General features: G+C 33.9%; 16 protein-coding genes and 1 pseudogene. 2 read left to right on the top strand and 15 right to left on the bottom strand.

Annotation, left to right across the window (positions count from 1 at the left end; genetic code table 11):
• Positions 1-194: 194 nt before the first annotated feature.
• The 4 genes from ACT3CE_RS04715 to ACT3CE_RS04700 all read right to left on the bottom strand — a co-directional run bounded on the left by ACT3CE_RS04715 (position 195) and on the right by ACT3CE_RS04700 (position 6,268).
• Positions 195-2,186, bottom strand: coding sequence for a cytochrome c biogenesis protein CcdA (locus tag ACT3CE_RS04715; RefSeq protein WP_444708605.1), 1,992 nt, complete (start codon positions 2,184-2,186; stop codon positions 195-197).
• 498 nt (positions 2,187-2,684) lie between these two features.
• Positions 2,685-3,155 carry a protein-disulfide reductase DsbD domain-containing protein gene (locus tag ACT3CE_RS04710; RefSeq protein WP_444708604.1) on the bottom strand — a complete coding sequence of 157 codons (471 nt, stop codon included), beginning with the start codon at positions 3,153-3,155 and terminating at the stop codon, positions 2,685-2,687.
• A gap of 193 nt (positions 3,156-3,348) precedes the next feature.
• Positions 3,349-4,746, bottom strand: coding sequence for an MFS transporter (locus ACT3CE_RS04705; RefSeq protein ID WP_444708603.1), 1,398 nt, complete (start codon positions 4,744-4,746; stop codon positions 3,349-3,351).
• A gap of 319 nt (positions 4,747-5,065) precedes the next feature.
• Complete coding sequence (locus ACT3CE_RS04700; RefSeq protein WP_444708602.1) at positions 5,066-6,268, bottom strand: thioredoxin family protein; 1,203 nt, start codon at positions 6,266-6,268, stop codon at positions 5,066-5,068.
• Positions 6,269-6,617: 349 nt separating this feature from the next.
• On the opposite strand from ACT3CE_RS04700, the gene ACT3CE_RS04695 reads away from it, so the two are divergent.
• Positions 6,618-6,965: a hypothetical protein gene (locus ACT3CE_RS04695; RefSeq protein WP_444708601.1), complete on the top strand. Its 348-nt coding sequence runs from the start codon at positions 6,618-6,620 to the stop codon at positions 6,963-6,965.
• 140 nt (positions 6,966-7,105) lie between these two features.
• Here the strand turns inward: ACT3CE_RS04695 and ACT3CE_RS04690 are convergent, their stop codons facing one another.
• The 3 genes and pseudogenes from ACT3CE_RS04690 to ACT3CE_RS04680 all read right to left on the bottom strand — a co-directional run bounded on the left by ACT3CE_RS04690 (position 7,106) and on the right by ACT3CE_RS04680 (position 10,538).
• The gene (locus ACT3CE_RS04690; protein WP_444708600.1) at positions 7,106-7,795 is read right to left on the bottom strand and encodes a DUF4369 domain-containing protein; all 690 of its coding nucleotides are present in this window, start codon (positions 7,793-7,795) and stop codon (positions 7,106-7,108) included.
• 265 nt (positions 7,796-8,060) lie between these two features.
• Positions 8,061-9,092 (bottom strand): L-threonine 3-dehydrogenase, encoded by a 1,032-nt coding sequence (gene tdh / locus ACT3CE_RS04685; protein ID WP_444708599.1) that lies wholly within the window; start codon positions 9,090-9,092, stop codon positions 8,061-8,063.
• Between the two features lie 204 nt (positions 9,093-9,296).
• A pseudogene (locus tag ACT3CE_RS04680) lies at positions 9,297-10,538 on the bottom strand (site-specific DNA-methyltransferase).
• A gap of 588 nt (positions 10,539-11,126) precedes the next feature.
• Here ACT3CE_RS04680 and ACT3CE_RS04675 point away from each other — a divergent pair.
• On the top strand, positions 11,127-12,440 hold the full coding sequence (locus tag ACT3CE_RS04675; protein WP_444708598.1) for a DEAD/DEAH box helicase: 1,314 nt from the start codon (positions 11,127-11,129) through the stop codon (positions 12,438-12,440).
• A 10-nt stretch (positions 12,441-12,450) separates the two neighbouring features.
• Here ACT3CE_RS04675 and ACT3CE_RS04670 read toward each other — a convergent pair whose 3' ends face one another.
• The 8 genes from ACT3CE_RS04670 to ACT3CE_RS04635 all read right to left on the bottom strand — a co-directional run bounded on the left by ACT3CE_RS04670 (position 12,451) and on the right by ACT3CE_RS04635 (position 21,877).
• Complete coding sequence (locus tag ACT3CE_RS04670; RefSeq protein WP_320118839.1) at positions 12,451-12,861, bottom strand: BT0820 family HAD-type phosphatase; 411 nt, start codon at positions 12,859-12,861, stop codon at positions 12,451-12,453.
• 108 nt (positions 12,862-12,969) lie between these two features.
• A complete protein-coding gene (locus ACT3CE_RS04665; RefSeq protein WP_444708597.1) occupies positions 12,970-15,348 on the bottom strand; it encodes a GumC family protein in 2,379 nt (792 codons plus the stop codon).
• Positions 15,349-15,360: 12 nt separating this feature from the next.
• Positions 15,361-16,152: a polysaccharide biosynthesis/export family protein gene (locus ACT3CE_RS04660; protein ID WP_444708596.1), complete on the bottom strand. Its 792-nt coding sequence runs from the start codon at positions 16,150-16,152 to the stop codon at positions 15,361-15,363.
• 110 nt (positions 16,153-16,262) lie between these two features.
• A complete protein-coding gene (locus ACT3CE_RS04655) occupies positions 16,263-17,666 on the bottom strand; it encodes a sugar transferase (protein WP_444708595.1) in 1,404 nt (467 codons plus the stop codon).
• Positions 17,667-17,707: 41 nt separating this feature from the next.
• Positions 17,708-18,469, bottom strand: a complete 762-nt coding sequence (locus tag ACT3CE_RS04650; protein ID WP_320118835.1) for a WecB/TagA/CpsF family glycosyltransferase — start codon at positions 18,467-18,469, stop codon at positions 17,708-17,710.
• On the bottom strand, positions 18,432-19,655 hold the full coding sequence (locus ACT3CE_RS04645; RefSeq protein WP_444708594.1) for a hypothetical protein: 1,224 nt from the start codon (positions 19,653-19,655) through the stop codon (positions 18,432-18,434). Before ACT3CE_RS04645 ends, ACT3CE_RS04650 begins: the two co-directional genes overlap by 38 nt.
• A 127-nt stretch (positions 19,656-19,782) precedes the next feature.
• The gene (locus ACT3CE_RS04640; RefSeq protein ID WP_444708593.1) at positions 19,783-20,865 is read right to left on the bottom strand and encodes a hypothetical protein; all 1,083 of its coding nucleotides are present in this window, start codon (positions 20,863-20,865) and stop codon (positions 19,783-19,785) included.
• Between the two features lie 43 nt (positions 20,866-20,908).
• A complete protein-coding gene (locus ACT3CE_RS04635) occupies positions 20,909-21,877 on the bottom strand; it encodes a glycosyltransferase (protein ID WP_444708592.1) in 969 nt (322 codons plus the stop codon).
• Between the last annotated feature and the right edge of the window lie 3 nt (positions 21,878-21,880).

The raw sequence follows: 21,880 nt of genomic DNA, 5'->3' as shown, positions 1-21,880 counted from the left end.
TATTGGGATAAAGTCTTTTATTGTTCTGCTCTTAACCACTAACTAGTATTTGTTGTTGTTTTTGTATAAATCCAAATAGATATCCTAGATAATATAGAAACGAAAAATGTTTCTCTTATCCTAAATTTCTCTTCTAAGCATTACCAATACTACAAGAACTTTTCCAGCCTATCTATCATCACTTTGTTCATGTATTATTTTATGGCTTGCGCTGTTTTTTTCTGGTTAAACTCTTGTTTTCCTCTATCAAGAAATTCTACAAAAGCCTCTACATTCAAATCATAAGCTCTTGGTTCTGTTAAATCATTACCATTGGAATCGAGCAAGCAATAGTATGGTTGAGCATTTACATTGTAATTTGAAATCTGAAAATCGGCATTTTTCTTGCCTAAAGTTTTCTTCTTTTTGCCATCGTATTCCGAAACGATCCATTCCTCTTTAGGTAATCTTGTCTTATCATCAACATACATTGCAATTACAATATAATCTTCTTGCAGGCGTTTTAAAACCTGAGGGTCGGACCAAACATTCGATTCCATTTCGCGGCAGTTAACACAACCATGACCTGTAAAATCGATAAATACCGGCTTAGATTGTGCTTTAGCAGCTGCCATTCCTTCTTCATAGTCGAAATATCCGTTTAAGCCATGAGGTAAGTGTAAGAAATCGGAATATTTCGCGGTATGCGTTTCCTTAGGTGTGCTCCCACCCGAATTATTCATTACAATTTTATTGATATCGAAATCGAGAGAAGCTTGTGGAGGCATATATCCAGACAATGCTTTTAGCGGAGCTCCGAATAAACCAGGAATCATATACACTACAAAACCAAATGTAACAATCGACAACATTAATCGAGGAACGCTCACAAACTTAACATCACTATCGTGAGCAAACTTTAATTTTCCTAATAAATAAAATCCCAATAATGTGAATACTACAATCCAAATTGCAAGATAAACTTCTCGATCTAAAATTCCCCAATGGTATGTTTGGTCGGCAATACTTAAAAATTTTAATCCCAAAGCCACCTCGATAAAACCTAAAACTACTTTTACAGAATTTAACCAACCACCAGATTTTGGCATGTTGTTTAGCCACGATGGAAAAATTGCAAATAGTGTAAAAGGTAATGCAAATGCAGAAGAGAATCCTAACATTCCTATAATTGGCATTAACACCTCACCGCCAGCCGATGCTACCAGAATTGCACCTACAATTGGACCTGTACATGAAAATGAAACCAGTACCAGAGTAAATGCCATAAAAAATGCACCCATTAAACCACCTTTATCTTCGTTTGCAACCGATTTATTTACGATCCAACTTGGCATGGTAATTTCGAACATTCCGAAAAAGGATGCTGCAAAAACCATGAAGATAACAAAAAATAACACATTAGGAATCCAGTGAGTACTTAGGAAATTTGCAAAATTAGCTCCTAAGGTAACTGCTACAATAGTACCAATTACTGTATAAATTAAAATAATAGAAAATCCGTAAAAAAATGCTTTAAATTTTGCCTTTGCTTTATTCTCATCACTGTGCATAAAGAAACTCACAGTCATTGGAATCATAGGAAATACACAAGGAGTAAAAATAGCAGCTAAACCACCTAAAAATGCAAGAATAAAAATATTCCAAAGCGATCCTTTTGTTGGATCATCCGATTTTTTAACCGGAGTTTGACTTGCAGCAGCAACAACTTTAGCATCTTCTTTACCAGCTTTAAGATCGAACTCTTCATCGCCCATTACACACTGTCCGGTTTCATCTGAACAAGTCTGATATTCGAAAGTACCAGCTACTTTAAGAGGCAATTCTTTTACTTTAATGGATTGGCGCATTTCTCCTTCACTTTCAAAATAGCTGACCTCTCCGCCCCATATTTCATCGTGATGTTTGTGGGCATTTACTGGCTTTACATCACCTATTCTTTCGTAACTCGCGTTGTCTTTAAAATCAAACGTAATTAGAATCGGTCCTAAATCCGGATCAAAATCATTAGAGTAAACATGCCATGTTTTATCAATTGAAGCTTTAAAAACGATATCTATTTTATCGCCAACTTTAACTTCTTTTTTTGAGAATTCTACTTTCCATTTGGCTGGTTGTATTACTTGCCCGAAAGAAAGTCCACTAAACACCATCATAAAAATGGCCAAAATTGTAATTTTACCTCTCATTTTTCAGTCTTTTTATTTGCTGGAAATAGTCTCCTACTGCAATTTCCAACTTGTTCGATTTATTTGTTTATGTATTTTGTTTTTCACCTTTGCATTAAAGACAACTAAAATCTATTAATGGGTGAACGAAGTAAAGAAAAATTTCGTTAATTAATGTTAATAATAAGCACATTAGCTAACACACACAAGACAATTTATATTTTATTTTGTTTATTAAAAACATGATAACACTACTGATTACCTATGGCTAATAAATTCTATTACAATCTAGATTAGATAAGAATTATTTTTTAAAAAAACTTATGAATTTATGTAGTTTTTTGTTACTGACTTTGACTTTCCTTTCAATTTAATTATGGTTCTGACAAATTCAGTTAATTTTCATTTTAAGCTTATCCTAAACAACACCTAAAAAAAAAGATCACTTTAGTATAAAACTACAAGTAATCTTTACTTCTGCTTATTATCTTAGGTTAAGCATATCAATTTTGAACCAATCTACTTTCCATAAGTAAACTCAAATTCATCATCGCCCATTACACATTGCCCTGTTTGATCGGAACAAGTCTGGAAATCGAAAGTTCCTTCGATATGCAATGGTAAACTTTTAACCTTAATTTTCTGACGCATTTCGGCAGTATTTTCAAAATAACTTACTTCGCCCTCCCAAATTTTATCGTAATGCTTTTGGGCATTTACAGGCTTTACTTTTCCAACTCGTTCGTAACTTGCATCAGCCTCAAAATCAAATTCAATTAAAATGGGGCCTAATTCAGGATCGAAATCATTGGAATACACATGCCAGGTTTTATCAATTTTTGCTTTGAAAATAATTTCAATCTCATCTCCCACCTTAATTTCTTTCTTCGATAATTCTGAAGTCCACTTCGCAGGAGTTAAAATTTGTGCAAACGAAATAACCGATACGCTCATCATTAGTACCAGAAGTACTGCAATTTTATTTTTCATTTTATTTCTTTTTTCAGGATAAAAGAGTCTCTCTTCTATCATTAGTAGATATTCTTTCTGTTAGTAAGACAATATTAAATCCCAATAGGGTGAAAGCAAGTAGAATTTTTTAAGCTTAATTAACTTTTGTGAATTTGTGTATACAAGAAAACCGTCTCTTAAAAGAGACGGTTCCTGTAATGTTTTGCTTAATTTAAACTTTCAATTTAGCATCGGTTTTACGAGTAACTCGCCCGTAAATAATCAATGCAATTGCCGAAACTGCAGCAATAGCAACAAAATAATACCATATATAATGAGCATGTGCCGAAGCTAATTCCCACTCTGCTCTCGATTCGTACAATGTTGGATCGGGACAGTATTTGGTTAACAGAACCCCCGACAATCCAAATCCTAAAATAGAAGAAACAAAGGAGTGCAAATGACTAAATCCTAAATACATTCCCTCTTCACCTTTTGGTGCCTGCAATGAGAAAAACTCTAAAAACCGGGGAGAAATAAAAGATTCTGCAAACCCCTGGAATATAATACCTACAATCATCATAAAAGCAACTGGATGCAAGCTAAAAAAACCTAAATTTATGCTTTCTACATCTAACAAATTACCTGCAGCCATACAAAGTGCGGAAAATGGCATAATAAACATTCCTACTGTCATTGAGAAAAGCGCAGAACGTTTGCTCATAAGCTGAGTAATTAAACCTACTGATAAAACAACCACTAATGGATTTACATTGGCATACCAAGATGGGGAAGCTCCCTCTCCTGCCATACGCAATACATATTTAGGCATGGTGGCATACAGCTGGTGTTGAACCATCCAAAATCCGGTTACAATAAGGATTAAAGCCACCAAACGCCCATTGGAAACCACTCTGATTAAACCATCCCATATTTCTTTTAAAGACTTTCCTTCACCTTCAGTTTTCGCACTCTTAAAGAAAAAGAAAACTGCAATTACTGCAAGAAAGGTCATGGCTGCCGAAAAGTAATTTAAATTTACCAGGCCTTCGTTTCCCATGGCTTCGCGCAAAGGCTTAACAATGGTTTTTCCCGAGAAAGAACCAATATTCACCATCATATAAAAAATAGAAAAACCTCTGGCTCGGTTCGACTCAGTTGTTTCCTTTGCAACCGTTCCTGTAATTACCGATTTAATGAACGATCCTCCTATCATAATCACCGTAACAATAGGTACAATCATCCATTTCCAGCTGGTATTTTCCAATCCAGTAAATTCCGTTATATCGGTATACTTTACCAAACCCGCCGACTCGAGCATAGTGGGTAAAAGTGCTAATCCGGCATAGCCAACACTTAACAAACTAAATGCCAGCAAAAGAGCTTTTCTAAAGCCCATTTTATCGGCCAAAGCACCGCTAAATGTGGGCAGAAAATACAATCCAGCTGAAAAACTACCCGAAATCAAGGCTGCTTCTATATCACTAAATCCTAATATTCGGGATAAATAAATGGTAATTACGATAAATACTCCATAATAGGCAGCTCTTTCTAAAAGCTCCACTGAATTGGCAACCCAAAAGGCTTTACTAAACCCCGCTTTCGCTACACTTTCCTTCTCAACACTCATATAACTTCTTTGTTCGTTTTTATTTTAAGATCAACTTGTCCGTTATTATAATTGGTAAAAATAGATTTCCTAAGTGAATTACACAAGTAGAGATAAAGCTATTTTCACATAAAACCTTCTGTAGCATCCTTAATAAAAGACAATCTCGTTCCAGCTTCTGCCTAAATAAAGGAATGAATCGGATCATTCCTGCAATTCAATCCTTCGAATGCCTCCTTAAAAATAGGTATGTTTGTCTGCAAAAACAAAAGGCTATCTCACCACACTGAGACAGCCTTTCGTTATAAAATAGACCTCTGTTTAAAGGCATACTTCGATATTACATACTTTCAATAGATTGCTTGAACTGCTCCACTCTGCTATCATTTTGTCGACCTGCTGCTGCGTTCTTAGTCATAAACACATTTATATTTTCCAAAGCCTTCTCTTTGTTGCCATCTTTCTTGTACAAGCTGGCTAAACAGTAATATCCGGCTAACATTTCACCATCTTCTTTCAAATAATCTTCGACAGCAGTAATTGCTTTACCATACAATCCGGCACCTTCGAATGCAGGATCCATCGCAACTCTGTATGTAGTATTAATTAAGATACTTGATCCCATTCTCTTATCGGTCTTCAAAGCTTCTTTCGCTCCTGCTATTTGCTCATCGAACCATTTTCCGAATTCTTTATGCGAAAGGTAATACTGACTCATTAAATTCTTTTCCATCATTACCTGATTTGGAGTGACAAAATCTTTCTTTGTGTTTTCAATTTCGGATTTTAAACCTTCCAATGTACTTGTTGCAGCAAAAGCATTTAAATGATTGTTAATTGCTGATCCGATTACCTGAGCAAAACTTTCCTCACCAACCAAATCAATAAATTTAACTTTATTAGCGATCAGGTATTGATATGATTTACTATTATACTCGGTACCTCCACAGGATAAAATTGTAAATGCATCTTCGTTGCAGAGTTGATCAACAGGGGTATTTTCAATAAACTCTTTTCCTACCTGAGCCATTTTCTCTTCGTTGTAAGCTTTCTGCAGTGCTTGAATGTACTTGGCTACAAATTTCACACCTCTTTCGCCTTTTGCATATCGGGCATCTAAAGCTCCAATTCGCTGATTTGGATCAAGAGCCGCCTTGGCTTCTCCTATTAATCCGGCAGCATCCGATCCCCCCACCATTTTATGAAGAACAACTCCATTATCATCCAAAAATAATAAGGTTGGAAATGCCTTCACTTCATATTTCTTCATTAATTCAATGCCTTCCCCTTTTTCCATATCCATTTTTACAGATACATAATGTTTGTTGAAGAAATCGCCCACCTCTTTTTGTGGAAAAATATTCTTCGCCAACATTTTACAAGGACCACACCAAGTTGTATAGCAATCCATGAAAACCATTTTGTTTTCTTTTTTTGCTTTTGCCAAAGCTTCGGCGTATGTTCCGTGTTCGAATGCGATTCCCTGAGAAAAAACACTACTTGTTAAGAACAATGCTACTATTACTCCAAATACTTTTTTCATTTGTTTAATTTTAGTGGTATTACCCAATTAATTTAAATTCTATACCCTTTAGACAATAGAAAATGCTTTTTGTGTGAATGGAATGTGTTTTTTTAACCTTAATTAACCATACTACAGTTGAGATTTTTCATTTTCAACCATTAACTATACTTACACAAGTAATACAATTAAACTAATTCACAAACACATAGTATTATTAAGTACTCCTTTAAACTATAGCCTTGACATTTTTAACAAAAAATAACACTTAAATGTTCACCCAATAATAACATTCGACTGTTATTGTATTGTTAGGTTGTGAATAATTTTTTCGATTCTGAGCTAGCGTAATATAAATAGGGGGAAAATAATGAAGAAGAGAAAAATTGCCAAATCCATAAACTTTTTGGATCGTAAAGGTAAATTAGTGAATGCTACCATTTGTTTGCATCGATTTGCTATTGCACTTGTTGTAGTCGCTTTTATTCTGCCGGCAAATAATCAAGTGTTAGCGGATAAAAAAATTAAGCCAGGGAAAAAACAGGCTACTTTAATTCTTTCGGATGGAAGAAAAATTGTTTTGGGAACGAAAAGTGATACCATTGTAAATTCTAAAACAAAAGGTGTTCGTATAAAAGTTGATTCTACGGGAATTAATTATATCACAATTGATAACAAAAACAAAATAAAGAAAAATGAACCTGTAAAAAAGAACTGACAACTTATTGATTTAATATAGAAGAAAAAGGCATACTCAACTGGCCTTCTTCTAAAAAACAATATTAAATAAACAAAAGAGCAGTCGTATCACAAACGACTGCTCTTTTTGCGTTCATACATCAGCAATATTTAATTTTCCTACGGGCATAATTGCCAATACAAAGCTGTATCGCTAAACCTTCTTCTAAAAATCTTTTTCATTTCGGCTTTATGTCGTTTATTAAACGAATTAAACTCTTTCTGCACTACGGCCATTACCACAGGTGAATTAGGGTTGGCACGTACAGTTTTTACAATAGACATTCTTCTGCGCGAGAATGCTTTCTTTATGTCCTTTTTGTAATCAAACATAGTAAATTCATCATCCTGCGATAATTTATTTCCATTTTCAGCTTCCTCGTTTTTTTGTTGTACCCAAGCTATTTTTTTCTTTACAGGAACAATGTAGGCATCATCTAAACGAGTAAGATATGCGTTATATTCTGTAGCCAAATCATCTTTATATACAACAGCATCCTTACAATCAGAAATATTTCCGGTAATAGTAAAGCTTCCATATTTCCCAAGCCAAATATCGAATTCACAATTTTTGTTTTCACACATTGTAAGTCGTACAGGAGGCTTAATATCATTTGATCGAAACTCGAATTCACCATTTACTACTTGAATGGTATCAATATATTTTTCCGAAAGCTTTTTATTGGTTTTCATTTTCACCAACAAAAGTCCATTTTCTAATCCTTCTATTTCTCCTTTTAATTTTATTGATTCCGGATTACAAGCAAACAGAAACAAAATCGCTATTAACAAATACCCTATCTTTTTCATTATTTTTTATTTAAGAAGCTTAAGTGATTATAATAATTAGTAGTTGATTTTACGTGCATTAATTTTGCACTTACATTATTATGACGCACAGAAATGATTTAGGGTGAATAGATGCTGATTATTTTTTATAGCCGCCCAAAGTTTAAAACCTACCTTTCTCTTTTTAAAACTTTTACATACTCTTTGACTATTCGATTTTTTGACATTAGTTCACAAAAAAAGCCCGGCAAAAAAAACCGAGCTTCTCTGTATCATAAAATAAGTATTATTCCCAATCCAAAATTACTTTACCGCAATCCCCTTTTTCCATTATCTCGAAACCTTTTTGGAAATCATCAGCTTTAAAGCGATGAGAAATCATTGGAGAAAGATCCAATCCACTCATTAACATTTGCTCCATCTGATACCATGTTTCGTACATTTCACGACCATAAATACCTTTTAGCTGAAGTCCTTTAAAAATAATATTGCTCCAATTTACAGTAGTTTGAGAAGGTAAAATTCCCAATAATGAAATTTTACCTGAATTGTACATGTGACTTACCATATCGTTAAAGGCTGCTGGTGCACCCGAGCATTCCAATCCGATATCAAAACCAATCATTCCAAGCTCTTTTATCACGTCATCAAGACTCTCTTCCATAGGATTGACAACACGAGTTGCACCCATTTTCTTAGCCAGCTCAATTCTGTAGGGATTTGTTTCGGTAGCCACAACATAACGAGCACCAGCGAATTTAGCAATTGCCACTGCCATAGAACCAATTAATCCGGCACCTGTAACCAATACATCTTCACCAATAACTGAAAAAGAAAGAGCTGTATGAGTTGCATTTCCAAAAGGATCCATAATGGCAAGCAATTCGTCTTCAATTTGATCGCTCATCTTCATCAAATTTGATGAAGGAATGGCTGCATATTCGGCAAAAATCCCGTCGATATTTACGCCAATACCAACTGTGTTTTCACAAACATGTTTACGTCCTCGTCGGCAATTACGGCAATGACCACAAGCAATATGACCTTCTCCTGTAACCCGATCGCCAATTTTAAAACCTGTAACACCAGCACCTATTTCGGCCACTTCGCCAACATACTCATGACCAATAATCATTCCTAGCTTAATCGTATTTTGCGACCACTCATCCCATTTATAAATGTGTAAATCGGTGCCACAAATTGCAGTTTTTCTAATTTTAACAAGAACATCATTTACTCCAATCTTAGGAATATCAACTTCTTCCATCCAAATTCCTTTTTCTGCTTTGGATTTTACTAAAGCTTTCATTTTTGCCATGATAACTAGGTATATTGTTGTTTGTTTAAGTATTGTTTTTTGAGCTTTCCAATTAGTCGGTAGCCTTATGCAAAGTAAAAAAACTTGAGTATAATTTCAACAACAAGCAACACTATTAAGTAAATAAAACTGATAAAGTATAACTTATAAGAATCGTTTAGTATGATTTTAGAATAAAACATCAAAACACAGGAATTTTTACTCCTAAAACTCAATTTTTAAATAATTAAACCCTGATTTTTCTGAAGAATACAATTTTCCTGCTCTAACAATTCTATCTCTTGATAGATCGCACAAACTCCGAAACCCTATTTTGTAAGCATCGGTACCTTTGTGTATTGGCTCATCGTTTTGTAGACAAATAAAATGACGATTGGTATTCTCTTTTTCATTTAATTTAAAGATAGCATGAGCAGTCGAAGCCGATCCGGCAAATAAATCGAGAATATAATCTCCATCATCACTTAGTTGCTCAAATAATTTCACAAGTAAATCGGTAGGTTTAGGATACTTAAATGGTACTCCTTCGGGATATAAAGCTTTCAGCTCTTTAGTACCTTTCGATGTAGGAATATCGGTAATTATTGAAGATATAGGTTTTCTTCTGCTTTTTAATTCGCTTTTGTATTTTTTAAGCAAAAAACGTTTTCCAAGCTCCTCAGGAAAAATTAACTTACCAGATTTAGTCCACTCCTCTACTCTATTTTTTGAAAATGCCCAATATCTTCCCAATGGCGGTAAATATTCTTCTCCTGTCATAGGATTTTTAATTGGGAAACGCGAGTTCTCATTTCCACTTGCTGCTGTTGGATTATCAGCAATCCAATCTCCATTACAATCGCAATCAGGGTTAGCATACAAAGATAAATCCTTCTCCTCACCTTTAAATTTTATCAATTCTTTATTTTTTGCATACACTAAAATATATTCATGCGTAGTAGCAAAAAAATTAGACGAATCGTTTGGAATACTTCTATTAATCCAGATAAACAAACCAACAAAGTTTGCCTCTCCAAGTACTTCGTTACAGATAATTTACAAATTACTTTTTTCCGATTCATCAATCGAAAACAAAATAAGCCCATCTTTAGTTAATAAATCGCAGGCATGTATCAATCGTGGATAAATCATATTTAACCATTGGGTATGCTTTTCTCCACTTTCTATTCTATTTTGCATTAAAGTATCAACTCTAACTGGGTTCAATTCATTCAGATAATCCAGATATTGAGAAGAACTAATCTGATAATTATCACTAAAAACAAATTGCTTGCCTGTATTGTAGGGAGGATCGAAATAGATCAGCTTAATTTTGCCACGATAGTTCTTTTTTAAAAGCTTTATACCACTTAAGTTATCCCCTTCAATTAAAAAGTTGCTATTATTTAATCCTAAAGATTTTTCTTTATCTAAAATGAATTTTCCCAGTTCAGTATCTTCATTCATATCGACACATAACTGCTTACTAAACCAGCTTAATCCGTAATTATTCTCATCGGAATACAAATCACTTCCCAAATAACTTTTCAGTTGGTTTAAATTCAGTTTATCACCATTAAAAACCTGTGGCATTAATTCTTTTAATGCTCTAATCTGCTTTTGTTTTAGATAATTAGAAAGTAATTTCGATTCTTTGGTCATAGGAATTAGGAAAGCAATAAAATTCTATCACAAACCTAACACATTTAGCTTTTGAATAAAAATTCAGCTATTAATATCTACAATAATACTAGCATTCTTCGGCAATCAATAACTTCTCGTAAAAATAATCATCATTTCCTGAAATTCTTACTGTATATGCATCTTAAGGCAAGTTCCCAGGCAAGGAATCCTCATAAAAATGATTTAAAGAATCCAGACTCAGAAAAACTATATCTCCTTCAAGATTAAAAACTTCAATTCTGTACATTCCTTCTTTGCGAGCTTCCATAATTATAGATTGTAGTTTGTCTATGCTAATTTAAGAAAGGTAAGATAAGAGTATGTTTCTGATAGGTTACCTAAAACTGATTAAATTGTTATTACCTTTGCGGCATGAAAATAAATACGGAAGATATTTTAAAGAAACTGGGCATTCAGGAATTGAATGAAATGCAAAACTCTACAGCTAAAGCATGGAGTACCAATAAAGATTTGGTTCTTTTGTCTCCTACTGGTTCAGGGAAAACACTGGCTTTTTTATTGCCAATGCTGCGAAATCTGAACCCAACGGAAAGAGGTGTTCAGGCATTGATTCTTTCTCCTGCCAGAGAGTTGTCTTTGCAAATTGAATCCGTTTTTAAATCCTTAGGAACGTCGCTGAAAGTAAATTGCTGTTATGGTGGACATTCCATGAAAATTGAAAAGAATAACTTAACAACTCCTCCTGCTGTTTTAATTGGAACTCCGGGAAGAATAGCAGATCATATTCGCAGAGAAAATGTAGATTGCTCTAAAATTAAGATTCTAATTTTGGATGAGTTTGATAAGGCTCTTGAATTGGGATTTCAGAAAGAAATGACCGAGGTAATTCAAGCATTACCCAATCGCATTAAGAAAATTCTTACTTCGGCAACAAAAGGAATTGAACTCCCTGAATTTGCACAAATGAACTTTCCAAAAGAAATTAATTTTCTTCCGGAAGAAAAACAAATTGCCTTAACACAAATGAAGGTAATTGCGAATGACAAAGACAAACTTGCTGCTCTTTTTCAGTTAATTTGTAAAGTTGGAGATCAACCGAGTCTTGTTTTTTGTAATCACAGAGATGCTGTAGAAAGAATTGGGGAACTATTGCTGGATGAGGAAATTAGTTGTGATATTTTCCACGGTGGATTAGAGCAATCGGACCGGGAACGAGCTTTAATTAAATTTAGAAATGGAAGTAACCATTTGTTAATTACCACCGATTTGGCCTCACGCGGATTGGATATTCCAGAAATAAAAAATGTAATTCACTATCAACTGCCAAGAGTAGAGGAAGCTTTTGTGCATCGTAATGGAAGAACTGCTCGTATGCACGCCAATGGGAATTCATTTATTGTTCTTGCCGAAGCCGAACGAGTTCCTGATTTTATTCCTGAGGATATGGAAATAATGCCACTTTTGGAGGAAATTAGTGTTCCAAAATTACCCGAATGGGAAACCCTTTACGTTGGAGTTGGCAAAAAGGAAAAGGTAAACAAAGTTGATTTGGTAGGATTTTTCTTTAAAATGGGAAAAATGAAGAAAGATGAACTTGGAAAAATCGATGTTTTAGATCACACCTCTTATGTGGCTGTAAAAAGAGGACTAGGAAAAAAATTAATTGGTAAACTAAAACATGAGAAAGTTAAAAAGAAGAAAGTCAAAATTGAACTATCTTTCTAATTTTAGCAAACTACTCTCCAAAAATATTATCCAAAAATCGAATGATAGAGCCTTTTGAATTTGCTTCATTTTTAGGCTCTGTATTCGAATTTGAAATCATATTATAGATATTTCCCCAATCTGGCAATCCGCCAATATTTCGATCATCAATATATAAATCGGCATAAATTTTTCGACTCACGCATTCGTCAAATTCCTCTTCGGGATAATTACAGTTAACAGCATAAAACTCTAAACCATTACTACTACAAAAACGAATGGCTTCCTGCAATAGTTCTCCTGTTCGGTAACTCCACAAAATAATTTGATGTCCTTCTTTTTGCAGTTGAAGCAAACTTTCAATAGCAAAAGGGATCTCTTTTCCTATTTTTGGATATTTATGTTGTACTATCGTACCATCAAAATCAACTGCAATAATCATAAGCAAAATTTTAGAAAATAACACTCCTATAAAATTATGCAATTATTTGGTTCTATCTCAATGTAAATGAATAAAAAGCTTCGATTTTATTCCATCACGATCTAAATATTAATTACTACTAAGTTTTTGCCAAAGACGATCTAACATTCCTTGTGAAGGTTCCTCATAGTAGTAGCCCTTTCCGTTTGAATAATGTCCATACTTACTTGATGCATCAACATCGTTCAAAATTAGAGAAACATTTTCGATATTTCCTTTTTCGGATATTTGATTTACAAAATCAATCTGATCGCGATGACTATAATCCTGACGCAAAACAAAGAGATTTGCATGAGACAATTTTCCAGTAATATAAGCATCGGTAACCATTGAAATTGGAGCATTATCAATTACTACATAATCATAACTATTATTGATTTTCTCTAAAAATAATTTCAATCGCCCATTTTCAAGAAGTTCAGCCGGATTGGGAGGAATAGGCCCGGAACTTACACAATCTAAATTCTTAATTTTTGATTCCTGGATAATCTCCTGCCATTTATTATACCGAACTAAATAAGTGCTCAAACCTACCGTATTCTCCAAATCAAAAATATTATCAATCTGAGGTTTTCTCATATCGGCACCAATCAATAAAACTTTCTTATTATTCATAGCTATAATAGTAGCTAAGTTAACCGAGGCAAACGACTTTCCTTCAGAAGGCATAGTCGAATGTATTCCGATGATTTTACAAGGCTGATCGGGCACAACATAATTAAGATTGGTTCGTAAGGTCCTAAAAGATTCAGAAATAGAAGATCTTGGATGATGAAAGACAGGAAGTAAATTTTCGTATCGATTGTGAATAATTGTTCCTAAAATTGGCAATTGTGTATTTTTACGTAATTCCTCTTTACTCTGAATATTATCATTAAAGAACTCCCGTAATATGATAATTAAAAAAGGCAAACCTAAGCCCAAAAGCAAACCAATTAAAAGATTTATAGCAATATTAGGTTTTGTTTTTACAATGGTTGAAAGGCGGGCAGGATCTATAATCTGCGAATCTGAAACATTCGAAGCTTTAGCAATTGCCGCTTCAGCTCTTTTTTTCAACAAAAAAGTATATAGCTCATTATTCAAATCGAAATTACGCTTCATATTATTCAATTTCTGTTCATTCTTTGGCATTCTGGCAAGCTGTGCTTTTACTTTATCCATTCTTGAACTCAGGCTTTGAACTTCGATTTGAGAGTTTGCCACCAAAGTCTTTAGATTTTCGTCTAAGCTTTGACGGATTAAATCAATCTCTTTATTTAAAATAAGGAGGCTAGGATTTTTGGCTTGCACACTATAGGATAACACTTCTCTTTTACCATACAAATCGGTAAGCTTAGCAACCAAAGCACCTATGGACGAATCGCTTATACCTGCTACTGAAGGTGCGAGCATTTGTTTCATTCGATTGGCATCGCCCAAATTACGAAGCAAATTTTCATAGTATTCCAAAGAAATTTGAGCCTCAGATAACTGGCTCTCTATTTCTTCCATTTTAGCAACAACAACACCTGCTTCCTGTCCTAAATCAACAATTCTGTTCCTCGATCGAAAATTAGTAAAACTTTGTCCTGCCAATTGCAATGAATCAACAATACCTTTTAGCTGAGAATCAATAAAACGAACCGTATTTTCCGATTTTTTATTCTTCTCTATTAGCATAAATTGGAGATAAACCCAATTCAACTCATTCAAATAATCTACTCCACGAGCGGGTTCACTATCATCGATTCTAAGGTGTATTAATTCGGCTTTTTTCTCCGCAGCACTAATCAACATGTTATCAATATATCTCAATGTAATCTTATCCAAATCATTAAAAACAAAGAAATAATTTTTTTCCCTGTTTATTTTCTTCTGATTTTTCTTCAGTGTAAAATTGAAATATTCATTCTTAAAAGGCATATCGAAAAAGGCTTCTTCCTCAAACTTCACCTTAATTTCATCATCCTTATATTCAGCTTTTCCATCTACTTTAATTTTGTAGGTATATTTATCTAACTGACTTATATATATCGGAATTTGATACAGATTAACCCCTTCATGCTGTACCACCTCAAATGGCTCTTTACGATACAAACCTTCATTTCTAAACAGTTTACTTTTAAACCAGGATTGTTTCCAGTTTAAATTCTCCATTGCTTTCCTATTCAGGGTAAATGATTTTAGGATCTCAACATGGTTTTGAATATTTGCCTTATCCTTAACCTGATACCCCTCAAACATCGCTTTAGCATTCGTTTCTTCCGTATCAACATGTACCCAAAGAGAACTTCGCATCATATAAACAGGCGTAGTATATTTACTGACCAGGTAACCAGCACCAAGCCCAAGAATTCCACAAAACACAAATAATTTCCATTTGGACAAGATGCGATAGAGAAATTCTTTCACATCAGGACCTTCTTTTTTATCGAAATAATCCATTACTTCATCTACATATTGCATAATGGCTCAATATTAATTGGAAATAATCAAACTGGTAATAAGCACAGCGGTTGAAACAGTCGACAACAACAAACTATAAATATTAGAGTTCATATCGGTACTTTTAATTTTATGAGGCTCAACATAAACAACATCATTTGGCTGCAAAAAAAAGGCTTCTGATTTTAATACATTTTTGGAAGATAGATCAACACGATAAGTTTTACTCTGATTATTGGAATTTCTAATTACCAAAATTCTATTTATTTTAGCGTGATCGGTAATACCATTGGCCATACTAATGGCCTCTAAAATAGTTAAGTTGCTATTGTAATTATAGTAAACTCCAGGACTTGTAACTTCCCCCATTACACTAACCCTAAAATTTAATAATTTCACTTTTACACTGGCATCTTTCAAATACTCGTTGGCATGTTCTTGCACTTTTGCCTGAGCCTGAGCCTGACTTAAACCGGCCACTCCTACATTTCCAATTATTGGCAAGGAAATATTCCCCTGAGAATCTACTAAATATCCATTAAGATACTGATCGGGTAACTGACTATACAACTGCTGATTACCCTGTTGTCCACCGATACTCTGTGCAGGATTATACAATTGATTTATCTCTGAATTCAAAGATATTATACTCACAAACAAATTATCGTTCGTTTTAATTTTGTATTCGGGTGCGCTAATCACAAAATCGGGTGCTAAAACCTCAGCATCAGCATCCTGCAAATACACCAAATCCTTATTCGATCGACAGGAAATAAGCCCTATTACTATAAAAAGGCCCATTAGGATTAAATATTTTTTAGTCATGGTCTTGGTTTTTTAATTAATAATTATCGCTTGTTAACTAGTAATTGGTGGTTTATTTCATTGATAATATGCACTATTAAGGAGAAAGGAAAGTTTGAACCCTCAGTAAATCACTGCCCATCGCCAGTTAAAACAACTTTGATGGTACTTATAAAAAGCATTAAATCGAGCTTTAACGACCAAGTATCGATATACATCATGTCTAATCTCATCCACTCTTCGAAAGGAATGTTATTGCGACCCGAGACTTGCCAAATACAAGTAATTCCCGGTTTCATACTTAATCGGCGACGTTGCCAACGCTGATATTGCTGCACTTCCGATGGAATTGGAGGTCTGGGTCCTACAATGGACATTTCGCCCTTTAAAACATTAAAAAATTGTGGCAATTCATCTAATGATGTTCTTCTTAAAAAGCGTCCTACTTTGGTAACCCGAGGATCATTCTTAATTTTAAAAACAGGTCCGCTTTGTTCGTTCTGATTCTCTAAACTAACCCTTAAAGCCTCAGCATTTTCGACCATTGTTCTAAATTTTAAACAGGAAAAAATTCGTCCATTCAGACCAACTCGTCTTTGCTTAAAAAAAATCGTTCCCCGATCTTCAATCTTTATTGCAATTACTATGGCTAACAATATTGGAGAGATCAGCAAAATTATTAGGAAAGAAAAAATAAAATCTAATATCTCCTTCACTTTAAGAGCAAAATAATTCTTGGTAGTATTTGCAAATGTTAAGAAGGGAAGTTCTTTAAAATAAGTCAGATGAGACTGCATACTAACTACACTAAGCAATTCGGAATAAACCCGAAATTTTACACCTACCTCGGAGCAGGTATAAATCAAGTCGCGAACTTCAGTATTATCAAAATTTCCTTTACAATAGATTACTTCATCAACCACGTTGGCATCTATTATTTCTGTGAGTTGAAAATGTTCCGGAAGAACTCTAACATGCGATTCATACTGATCTTTTATATGCTTCCCATCGGACATTATGGCCCACACATGATAGCCCCAATCTTTAACGAAAAGCATTCTGTCAATAAAATGGACGTAAGATTCATCGTCGGCAACGATTAATACATTTCGTCGATTGTAGCCCTTTCCTCTTATCTTTTTAAAAAAATGATAACTTAACAGTCTAAAGCCGAAAAGTAAAGTCATATTTAAACAGGCAAACAAACAAAGAATTAAAACAGGCACAGAATCGGTTAAAAACAAACTGCCCAAATATAGAATCGCAGAGCTAATAAATACCATTGCAAAATATTCGGTAAATAATTCGGAGTAGGTTTTAACTCTAAGCATTTTACCCAGGTTAAATTCCTTTATAAGAGTATACCAAATGGCTATTATCAATAAATAAATGGTATTGTTGTCATGATCAGCAATTTGCATTGGTCGCAAGAAATTTGTTACCGCCCAGGTCACAAGCCAGTAACATGCTGCAGACAAAGCCACCTGCGAAAGAATACTAATTCTTGCTAGTGTTTTTTCTCTTCCTTTAATCATGCTTGGTTTATTAAGGTTTAAAGTGGTTTTAGTAGAAGATTTTAGTTAGATCTTTTAATTGCGAATAGACTTTTAAATTTTTCTTTTAATACATAATAAATAAACAGAGAATTTGTAAACAAGTATCTCTTCCACATTCGTCCTGGCTCCTGTAAAAAACGAAAAAACCATTCCAAACCAGATTTTTGCATCCATTTGGGTGCTCTTTTTACTTTTCCCGCCAACACATCAAAAGATCCTCCCACTCCCATAATAAAAGGCACTTTTAATTTATCTTTATAAGTATTCAGAAATATTTCTTTGGTCGGCGAACTAATTCCTACAAATAAAATATCGGCTTTAGATTCTGCTATTTGCGCAGCAATATTTGCTTCCTGATTTTTCTTAAAATAGCCATTACGATATCCAGCTATTATTTCCTCGCCAAATACAGATTTGTATTTACGAACAACCTCGCAAACCACTTCTTCTACTCCGCCAAAGAAAAATATTTTATACTTTTTCTCTGAGGCTAGTATCACAAGTTCTTGCATTAAATCAACACCTGCAACTCTTTCAGGTAAGGGCTTTCCTAAAATTTCGGCGGCCCATACAACAGCCATTCCATCTGCATTTATTATATCACTTTTCACAACCGATTGATACAATTCTTTATCTTCCTGCATGAGAACCAGTTTTGCTGCATTCACAACAATATGTTGAATTGGTTTTCTATCGCGAATGGAATCACTAATTAAGTCAATAGTTTGGCGCATTGTTAAAACATCAACCGGCGAATTCATTATTGTAATTCTCTTTCTCATATTCTGGTGCTTTTAAGGTTTCCATTAATAAAGTTGATAATGATAAAAACATCCAGGCTTGTGCCCAGCGAATATAGGGGATGGTGATTTTAAATCTTTTTCCTGCTCGAAAAAAGAAATATCCACGGGAACTTTGCATATTGGATAGAGTCCAATTCATAACCTTATCTACCAACTCAATATTTTCGTTTAGCTTTCCCAGTTTGCTCAAAGTAATTGGCAACTGAGCTGGGCAATGAATGTCTATAGGATAAATTGAGTTGTTATAATATTTGGGTATGCCCTCGTTGGTAAAAAAATTCCCCAGGTAGTAGTTTAATCCTGTAGTTAGTATACTATCAAATGATTTATCTTGCGTATATTTTTGATAATTGTTTATGGCTTCCAGGTTGAATCCGGTATGAAAATTATCAATCCAGGAATGATAAGCTAAAGTTCCGTAGGACCAGGAACCATTGGTATTCTGATTGGTAGCACAAAACTGAACCGAATGTTTGGCATTAATTGCCAATTCCTCATTTCCTGTATAATAAAAAATACGAGCTAACAAGCTACTTCCCAGCAAACTGGCATTAAAAACCTGCGTTTTGTCTAAAGGAGAATATGAAAAACAGAAATCTCCTTTTTCATCATAAGTTCTATGTAAATCGTTTAAGATAAAATCCTTTGCACTTATGGCTGTTTCGAGTAATTCGGGATCTTCTAATATCTCATAGGCATCGAGTAGAGCATTAGCTACATAGCATGTAACAACAACCGATGGTGTTCCTTTGGGTTGAAAAAATGCACGAGCCTGCCAATCGAAATTATAACCCCAACAAGCACCCGACCAAGCTTTACTTTGTAATTCTAATAACTTTTTAGAGAGAAAAACAATCCGGGATCTTACCTCCTGTGTGCGATCAAATTGATAAAGCTTACAATAACCGCTAAGAAATAAACCAAGACCTTTAGGGTTATAAGCCTTTTTAATCCCTGCAAGATCCCGGAAATTAATTAAGTTTCGTTTAAATATCTGTATCCAAATTAATCGAATTAGCCTGCTCTTATTTACTAAAGGAAAAGCCTTAAAAATTTTGGAATTTAATCCATCATAAGGATCCCAGCCTTTAAATTCTTCCGCCTCACAATATTCTCTTAAACGTTCAAAACTTTCTGCAATTTTACTTCTATTTTCAACAATCATATCAAAGAAATTTTAAATAGGCACACTAGAAATAAAAGGGTGTTTGATAGTAAGCCTGTTCGAAAACAAGCCATTTTGCAATAAGACTTCTCAATTGATTATAATGTGATTTTACAAGCAGCCCTTGCTAAAAACCAAAGTTTTGCAACTCTTGATTAACGGAACTATTTTTTCTGCGCAATAAATAAATAAAGTATGGAATAAGAAGTAATGATTTAAAGCTAAACTTCCAATCTACACACATAAAATAATTATTAAAAGCATTGGCAAACTTGAACTTATAGCTATCTAATCCGGGTCCCATCGAATGAATTTTAATGCCTCTGGAGAAACTATCTTTAATACTGGCATCTACATTCCAAATTCCCAAATTGTATTTTCTGTAATCACGATCAAAGGCCGCATCAACACAATATTTGTTTCCATTAAGAAAAATATTCGTGCGGTAACTTACAGCTACACCATTAAACTTTACAAAAACCACATTCGAATCGAACTTTTGATACACAAATCGATAGAAATTTTCTTTTTCCTTATCACCATATACAAACCCCTTATTGTCAATCAATTTGCTTTTTGATATTCGTTTAATCTCCTTAAAATTAGAATCATTTATTTCTTCGACACATTCCTGAATTTGAATATTATTTTTTTTTGTTTTGTTTAAAGCTTTCCGCAAATTCTGTTTTAAATTACGAGAATGATTCTGCTTGGCATATTGATTGTAATCCTCATAATTAGAAAGATTAATTGCCGGAGCTCCACCGTGACTATAAAAGCGGCAATTCCTTTCAATAATCGACTCTCTTGGCATAAACTTAAGAAACAAAAAATTATAGGATATATTTTGTTTGATCCAACTCTTTAACTGCAGAAAAAAATCTTTTCCTATTTTTTCAATAATAATTAAATCGTTCCCAAAACTAGACCACTGCTGACCTAGAAACTCTAAAAAACGTACCGAAAAAAGTCCAAAATAACGTCGGGTAACACAAACTAATGGTAAAATAGCCACAATTTTTCCTTCTTGATAGGAAGCTATTAAATATAAATCCTTATTATAACCAAGCACATTATCCTGCTTTTTATTGAAAATAACATACCATTCCAAAAGCCAATCAACTATAGAGCTGGGAAAATCACTATGGTATTTTATCTCTGCAAACTGCTGTAAAGAAATACGTTTAAATGTATACTCATTATCTTTCATAATTATAAATAGCTTTTCTAAATAGAATAATTTTATACTTTAATTATAATGATTCCCGCAACTTAAATTTTTGCTTCAAAAAGTAAAGCAGATTAAAAAGAGGATCGAGAATTGAATATTTTGCAAATAAATTCCACAAAAAGAAACGTTTTTTCTCACTGCCTTTATAATGATTAATACACTGCCTTCTTAAATTCGAACTCTTCATGAATATTGAAAACTTTAAAAGCTCCTTGTGATAATTATCCTCAATAGTAGAATTCAAGTGTTTAGCTCCATATTCATTTGCGAAATATCTTTTTATGTCATATCTGTCCGTAAAAAATTTATAACTCCCCTCTAGATCAAGATTATGAGAAACAGAATTAGAATGTACCCGATAAGTAGCCATATCATCGGTAATAAAACCGATTTTCATTCTACTGGCAATCTCAAGCCATAAAGGGTAATCACCCATTATCCATTTTTTTGTTTTGTCGGCACTATTAATGCATATTTCCTGCAGTAGATCGTTCCGCATGCAAACTGTAGCTGTAACCACAAAATTCTCCAGGACCAACTCTTGGAAAACATCACCCTGAGGAATTTGCCTGTTTTTCCAAACATTTCGAACCAATATCCTGCCAATTTTATTGGAAAAATCACAATGCACCATTCCATAATCGGGATTAGCTTCTAAGAAATCAATCTGCTTTTGTAATTTTAGAGTATCAGTCCAAAAATCATCACCTTCACAAACAGCCACATACTTTCCATTACATGCATTGGTTGTTCGTCTATCGTTCTGCCAGGCACCCACATTATTTTCAGACGAAATCAATTTAATTATATGTGGATATTTTTGAGCATATTCATTCACAATATCTGCTGTTCCATCGGTACTACAATCATCACCAATAATATATTCAAAACTAAAATTGGTTTTCTGCATTAAAACACCTTCTATACAATCTTTTATATAAGGCAGATGGTTATAAGTAATGGTTTTAACACTAACAAGGGGTTTAATCATAAT

It is taken from the genome of Marinifilum sp. RC60d5, assembly GCF_052400665.1.
Lineage (GTDB): Bacteria > Bacteroidota > Bacteroidia > Bacteroidales > Marinifilaceae > JBQTGK01.
Note: the sequence above shows the minus strand (reverse complement) of the source record. Positions and strands in the feature narration are given on the sequence as shown.